The 6,093-nt window shown below is 73.8% G+C and carries 5 protein-coding genes; all 5 read right to left on the bottom strand.

Annotated features, from left to right (window positions below; translation table 11 throughout):
• On the bottom strand, nucleotides 1-1,624 hold a 1,624-nt coding region (locus J0670_RS27065), incomplete at its 3' end, for a beta-galactosidase family protein (RefSeq protein ID WP_207814295.1).
• A 120-nt stretch (nucleotides 1,625-1,744) separates the two neighbouring features.
• On the bottom strand, nucleotides 1,745-2,776 hold the full coding sequence (locus tag J0670_RS27060; RefSeq protein WP_207814294.1) for a hydroxyacid dehydrogenase: 1,032 nt from the start codon (nucleotides 2,774-2,776) through the stop codon (nucleotides 1,745-1,747).
• Nucleotides 2,773-3,681, bottom strand: coding sequence for a carbohydrate ABC transporter permease (locus J0670_RS27055; protein WP_207814293.1), 909 nt, complete (start codon nucleotides 3,679-3,681; stop codon nucleotides 2,773-2,775). Before J0670_RS27055 ends, J0670_RS27060 begins: the two co-directional genes overlap by 4 nt.
• Nucleotides 3,678-4,589 carry a carbohydrate ABC transporter permease gene (locus J0670_RS27050; protein WP_207814292.1) on the bottom strand — a complete coding sequence of 304 codons (912 nt, stop codon included), beginning with the start codon at nucleotides 4,587-4,589 and terminating at the stop codon, nucleotides 3,678-3,680. Before J0670_RS27050 ends, J0670_RS27055 begins: the two co-directional genes overlap by 4 nt.
• Nucleotides 4,586-5,962: an ABC transporter substrate-binding protein gene (locus J0670_RS27045; protein WP_207814291.1), complete on the bottom strand. Its 1,377-nt coding sequence runs from the start codon at nucleotides 5,960-5,962 to the stop codon at nucleotides 4,586-4,588. The genes J0670_RS27050 and J0670_RS27045 overlap by 4 nt, the downstream gene beginning before the upstream one ends.
• Between the last annotated feature and the right edge of the window lie 131 nt (nucleotides 5,963-6,093).

The following is a 6,093-nucleotide window of genomic DNA, read 5'->3' as shown; positions in this document are numbered from 1 at the left end:
TGAGCCAGAGCAGGCCGCGGCCCCAGTCGGGCAGGGCGACGAACCCGTCGGCGGGGGAGTCCAGTTGAGCCGTGAAGCGGTGGAAGACCGGCTCCCCGTCGACGGGCCTGGCGTCCGCGCGGGCGGGCGTCGCGTCGCCGTCGAAGCGCAGGGCGGACAGGTCGGTGAGCGGCAGCGGGTGGATCCGCCAGTCGAAGAGCAGCTGGTGGCCGTGTGTGACACCGCGGGTGATGCCCTTGCGATCGTCCATCCGGGGGCCGTAGTTCACCCGGCCGAGGGCCTCGACCAGGATGTCCAGCCGCACCCCGCCCTCCCCGGTGGCCAGCGGCAGGCTGGCGCCGGGCGAGTTGCGGTCGAGGGTGCCCAGCGGGCGGCCGTCGGCGAACACGTGCGCCCGGTCAGCCAAACCGTCGATGCGCAGCGGCAGTTCGGGGCGAGGGCCGGGGACGTGAGTGCGGTAGTGGATCAGGCCGCGGTCCTGCCCGAGCCGCTCCATGGGCAGCGGCGCCGCCCGCCGTACGGGGCGGGCCAGCGCGTCGAGGTTCGCCAGCAGGGCGGCCCGCCCCTCGGCACGCTCCAGCCGCTGCGGCGCCAACCGATCGGGCGGGGTAGGAAGTTCACCGTCGGGCAAGGGGGCGTACCGGCCGATCACCTCGCGCAGGGCGTGGAACTTCTCGGTCAGTTCGCCGGCCTCGCCGATCGGCGCGTCGTAGTCGTAGCTGGTGACGGTGGGTTCGTACCCGCTGTCGTAGGGGTGGGCGCCGGAGTGGTTGGCCCCGGCCCAGAAGCCGAAGTTGGTGCCGCCGTGCGCCATGTAGAGGTTGACGGAGGCGCCGGTGGCGAGCAGTTCGTCGAGCGAGGCGGCGGTCTCCTTGGCGTCCCGGACGTGGTGCGGGCGGCCCCACTGGTCGAACCAGCCGATCCAGAACTCCATGGCCGCGAGCGGGCCTTCGCTCTGGTGGCGGCGCAGGACCGCGAGGCGCTCGGGTGCCCGGGAGCCGAAGGTCGCGGTGGTCAGGTGCCCGGGGATCGAGCCGCCCTGCTGCATGGTGTCCTGGGCGCCGTCGGCGGTGAACAGCAGGCAGTCCACGCCGCGCCGCACCAGGCCGTCGCGCAGGTGGCGCAGGTAGTCGGTGTCGTCGCCGTAGCTGCCGTACTCGTTCTCCACCTGCACCGCCACCACCGGCCCGCCCCGGCTCGCCAGCAGCGGCAGCAGTTCGGGCGCCAGGGCGTCGAACCAGCCGTCCACCTCGGCCAGGTAGGCGGGGTCCGCGCACCGCAGCCGCAGCCCGTCCACCGCCAGCAGCCGGGCCGGCAGCCCGCCGAACTCCCACTCGGCGCAGATGTACGGGCCCGGGCGCAGGATCACGTCCAGCCCCAGCTCCCCGGCCAGCCGGGTGAACCGTCCGACGTCCCGCCATCCGGTGAAGTCCACCTCGCCGTCCGGCAGTTCGTGGAAGTTCCAGGGCACGTAGGTGTCGACGGTGTTCACCCCCAGCGCCCGCACCCGCCGCAGCCGGTCCTCCCACAGTTCGGGGTGGATGCGGAAGTAGTGCACCGCTCCGGAGACGATGCGGTGCGGCTCGCCGTCGCGGAGGAACCCGGTCGCGTCGTAGGTGATCATGCGGGGCTACCAGCTTTCGGTGGGAGGGGCGCCGTCGGTGGCGGGGCCACCTCGCCGAGGGTACGGGCAAGGGCGGTCGGCCGGCCGGTGGTCGGCGCCGGTGTCGGCCCGGGAGCCGGCTCAGGCGGTGCGGTGGATGTGGTCGGGGCGGACGGCGTGGGCGAACGGCAGTCCCCGGGTGTAGCGGTCGAGCTCGTCGGCGGCCGCGGCGGCCATCCGGTGCAGCTCGCCGCCGAGCGAGCCGGCCACGTGCGGGGTGAGCAGCACGTTCGGCAGCTCGTACAGCGGCGAGTCGGCGGGCAGGACCTCCGGGACGGTGACGTCCAGGACGGCGTCGAGCCGGCCGGAGACCAACTCGGCGGTGAGCGCGTCCTGGTCGATCAGCGAGCCGCGCGAGGTGTTGACCAGGGTGGCGCCGTCGCGCATCAGGGCGAGCCGGCGGCGGTCCACCAGGTGGCGGGTCTCGGGCAGTTCGGGGGCGTGCACCGTCACCACGTCGGAGCCGGCGCACAGTTCGTCCAGGCCGACGGCGCGGGCCCCGGCCCGGGCGGCCTCGGCGGCGTCGGCGTACGGGTCGTACAGGAGCAGGTCGAGGTCGTGGGGGCGGAGCAGTTCGAGGACGCGGCGGCCGATCCGGGAGGCGCCGACGACGCCGACGGTGCGCCGGTAGTTCCCGGCCGAGGCGTAGGCGCCCTGCCAGTCGTACGCGGTTCGGCGGCGCCGGTACTCCTCGCGCAGGCACAGGATCCGCTTGTTGGCGAGCAGGACGGCGGCGACGGTGTACTCCGCGACCGGCAGGGCGTTGGCCCAGGCCGCCGAGGTGACCTGCACGCCGCGCCGCCAGCAGGCGTCGGTGACGTGGTGCTTGACCGAGCCGGCGGCGTGCACCACGGCCCGCAGCCGGGGCGCGGCGGCGAGCACGGCCTCGTCCAGCGGAGGGCAGCCCCAACCGGTGATGACGACCTCGGCGGTGGCGAGCGCCTCGGCCGCCCCGGGGGCGGTGAAGTCGTCCAGGACCAGCGCCGGGTCGAGTTCGGCGAGCTCGGTGAGCCGGTCCAGGGTGGGGCGGTCGAACAGGCGGGCCGGCAGGGTGCGGTCCATCGCGAGCAGGGCACGCGGCCGGCGGCGGACGGGAGGGACATCAGGGGTCATCGCGCGCTCCCCGCGGTCAGGCCGGCCCTCCAGTGGCGCTGCAGCAGCACGAAGGCGGCCACCAGCGGCAGGACGGCCAGCAGCGAGCCGGTCACCACGAGCGGGTAGTACTCCGGGAAGGCGTGGGTCTGCGCGTTCCAGCCGTACAGGCCGAGGCTGACCGGGAAGAGCCCGCTGTCCGAGAGCATCACCAGCGGCAGGAAGAAGTTGTTCCACACCGCGGTGAACTGGAACAGGAACACCGTCACGAAGCCCGGGGCGACCATCGGCAGCCCGATCGAGCGGAAGACGCGCAGCTCCCCGGCGCCGTCGAGCCGGGCGGCCTCCAGGACCTCGTCGGGGAGGTACCCGGCGCAGAACACCCGGGCGAGGTACACCCCGAAGGGGTTCACCAGCGAGGGCACGAACACCGACCAGAAGGTGTTGGCCACGCCCAGCTCGGAGGCGAGCAGGTACATCGGCAGGGCGAGCGCGCCGGCGGGCACCAGCACCCCGAGCAGGACCAGCCCGAACAGCCGCTCCTTGCCGGGGAAGGAGTGCACGTGGAAGGCGTACCCGGCGCAGACGCAGACCAGTGCGCACAGCAGGGCGCCGCCGCCCGCGTACAGCAGGGAGTTGAGGTACCAGCGCAGGTAGACGCCGCCGTCGGCGGAGGCCAGGTGGCGCAGGTTCTCGCCCAGGTGCCAGGTGGCGGGGGAGAGGGCGCGGCCGCCGAGCAGGTCGCCGGTGTTCTTCGCGGCGGCGGTGACCAGCCAGCCGAGCGGCAGCAGGGTGTAGGCGGTGGCCAGCAGCAGGGCGGCGTTGACGGCGGCGCGCGACAGGGCCCACGGCCGCCGGGGCGGGCGGTGCGCGGTGGTGCGGGCGCGCGGCGGGTGGGGCCGGTGGCGCGGGGCGAGGAGGGTCATGCGGCGGCCTCCGTACGGGGCCGGGTGGTTCTGGTGACGGCGTAGGACAGCGCGGCGGCCGTCAGCGCGAGCAGGACGGACGCGGCGGCGGCCAGACCGTAGTCGCCGCGGTCGAAGGCGGCCGTGTAGGCGTACATGCCGGGGGTCCAGGAGGAGACGACGTCGGGGGAGGTGCCGTGCAGGATCATCGGCTCGGTGAACAGCTGGAGGGAGCCGATCAGCGTGAACAGGCCGACCAGCGCGACCGAGGCGCGGATCAGCGGGACCTTGATGCTGAGCGCGGTGCGCAGCGGCCCCGCGCCGTCCACCACCGCCGCCTCCAGGACCTCGCGGGGGACGGCCTGGAGCGCGGCGTAGAAGATCACCGTGTTGTAGCCGGTCCACTCCCAGAGCGCGATGTTGACCACGGCCGGCAGTGGGGCGCCGAGCGGATCCGGGTGCGCCCCGGCGGAGTTGAGCAGGTCGATCACCGGGCTGATCCCCGGGGTGTACAGGTACGTCCAGATCAGCGCGGCGATGATGCCGGGCACGGCGTGCGGCAGGAACAGCGCCAGCTGGAAGAAGCGGCGGGCGCGGGCGAGCGCCGAGTCCAGCAGCAGGGCGAGCAGCAGGGCCAGGCCGGTCATCAGGGGGATGTAGAGCAGGCAGTACTCGGCGGTGGTGGCGAACCCGGCGCGGTAGGCCGGATCGCCCAGCGCCCGGGTGTAGTTGCCGAGCCCGGTGAAGACCGTCTCGGCGCCGCCGAAGCCGAGCCCGGAGCGGCGCTCGGTGAACAGGCTGAGGCGCACGGCGTAGCCGACCGGGACGAGGGTGCAGAGGGTGAACAGCAGCAGGAAGGGGGCGAGCAGCAGGGCCGGGGCGCCGTAGCGGCGGCGCCCAGTGGCCCGCCGCGGCCGGCGGACGGTCACCCCTGGACCCTCAGGCCGCGGTTCCTCAGCTCGGCGACGGTGGCCTGCTGGGCGCCGTCGAGCGCCGCCCGGACGCCGCCGCCCTGGGCGAGCCTGCCGAAGGAGTCCTTGAGCGAGGTGTTGGTGGCCCCCATGGCGGGCCCCCACTGCCAGTGCGGCCGGATGGACTCGGCGGCGGCCGAGTAGAGCGCGTACACGTCCTGGCCGCCGTAGAAGTCGGCCTTGAACGCCTGCCGGGCGACCGGGACGAGGTCGGGTGCGGCCGGGTAGGCGGAGGAGGTGCCGGACGCGATCCGGGCCCGGATGCCCTCGGGCGTGGTGGTGGCCCAGGTGGCGAACTCGACGGCGGCGCGGACCTTCCTGCTCCCCTTGGAGACGGCGAAGGTGGTGCCGCCGAGCATGCCGCTGGCCGGCTTGCCGTCCCAGCTGGGCATCGGGGCGACGGCCCACTTGCCGGACTCGTCCGGTACCGTGCCCGCCAGCACGCCGCCGCCCCAGGAGGCACCGAGGTAGCCGGCGGTCTCGCCCTTCTGGAGGGAGGCGGTCCACTGCTGGGAGAAGGACGGCTGGACGCGGACCAGGTCGTCGGCGATCAGCTGCTGCCAGTAGTCGGCGGCCTGCTTGGTGCCGTCGCCGTGGAGGTCGACGTTCCAGGTCTCGTCGGCGGTGGTGAACCAGTGGGCGTCGTCCTGCCAGGCCATCGCCTCGAAGGTGGAGGGGTCGTCGGGGAAGAAGGTGGCGATCCGGGTGTCCGGGTTCGTCTGCTTGAGCTTCTCGGCGGCGGCGCGGAATTCCGGCCAGGTCTTCGGCGGGGTGATGCCGGCCTGGGCGAAGAGGTCCTTGCGGTAGTAGAAGGCCTGCGGCGCCGCGTCCAGCGGCAGTGCCCAGCTGTGGCCGCCGAGGGTGGTCAGTTCGACGGCCTGCGGCAGGTACTTCGCCTTGAGGCTGTCGGGGACGAGCGCGTCGATGTTCTGGACGGCGCCCTGGCTGACGAAGTCCGGCAGTTGGGGGTACTCGACGTTGAACACGTCGGGGGCGTTGCCGGCCCTGACGGCGTTGGAGATCTTGGCGTAGCCGCCGGCCACGCCGGAGGGGATCTCCTGGTAGTCCACTTTGATGTTCGAGTGGGAGGCGTTGAAGGCGGCGACGACGTCCTTGGTGCCCTTCGCCCAGCCCCAGAAGGTCAGGGTGACGGGCTGTCCGGACTGCGGGATCGGGCTGTAGGCGTCGGCGGGGTTGTTGGCGGTGTCGCCGCCGAAGTCGCAGGCGGTGAGCAGGACGGCGCACAGGAGCCCGGTGGCCACGGCGAGGGCCCTGCGGCGGGCGAGCGGGCGGCCTAAGGCGGACGGCCGGGAGGACGAGGTGGGGAACATGCGCGACTCCGGGAGGCTAGGGCGCGGCCGGGGCGCGGGGGAGCCGCCGGTGGCCGCGAGCAGGGAGGGCGAGCGGACGCCATCTTGGGCAGCAGGCCGATCGGCGTCAAGAGATCGGTATCGAATGATCA

The organism is Streptomyces sp. FH025 (assembly GCF_017427025.1).
In the GTDB taxonomy this organism is placed as follows: domain Bacteria; phylum Actinomycetota; class Actinomycetes; order Streptomycetales; family Streptomycetaceae; genus Kitasatospora.
This window is presented reverse-complemented; position numbering and strand designations above follow the sequence as displayed.